Annotated in this window: 1 tRNA gene; it reads left to right on the top strand. The window is 51.2% G+C overall.

The features are described 5' to 3' along the window. Positions 1-501 precede the first annotated feature (501 nt). Positions 502-578, top strand: a tRNA-Asp gene (locus GY169_RS18975).

Here is a 578-nt window from a genome sequence, read left to right as displayed (position 1 = left end):
AGAAGTGAAACGCCGTAGCGCCGATGGTAGTGTGGGGTCTCCCCATGCGAGAGTAGGGAACTGCCAGGCATCAAATTAGAAGTATGGCATTAACTTTCGGGGCAGTTCACTACTCGACAGAGAGTAGGACAAAAGCGAAGCTTTTGAACGTTGCGAAGCAACGGCCCGAAGGGTAAATCACAAAGTGATTCATAAACTGCCAGGCATCAAATTGTAGTAAACTGGGATGAATAATCCGGGTAGTGACAAAGAAATTCGGTGGAGCGGTAGTTCAGTCGGTTAGAATACCTGCCTGTCACGAGAAGTGAAACGCCGTAGCGCCGATGGTAGTGTGGGGTCTCCCCATGCGAGAGTAGGGAACTGCCAGGCATCAAATTGCAGTAAACCGGGATGAATAATCCGGGTAGTGACAAAGAAATTCGGTGGAGCGGTAGTTCAGTCGGTTAGAATACCTGCCTGTCACGGGGATGAATAATCCGGGTAGTGACAAAGAAATTCGGTGGAGCGGTAGTTCAGTCGGTTAGAATACCTGCCTGTCACGCAGGGGGTCGCGGGTTCGAGTCCCGTCCGTTCCGCCA

This window comes from Kluyvera genomosp. 3 (assembly GCF_011765685.1).
GTDB lineage: Bacteria > Pseudomonadota > Gammaproteobacteria > Enterobacterales > Enterobacteriaceae > Kluyvera > Kluyvera georgiana_A.
This window is presented reverse-complemented; position numbering and strand designations above follow the sequence as displayed.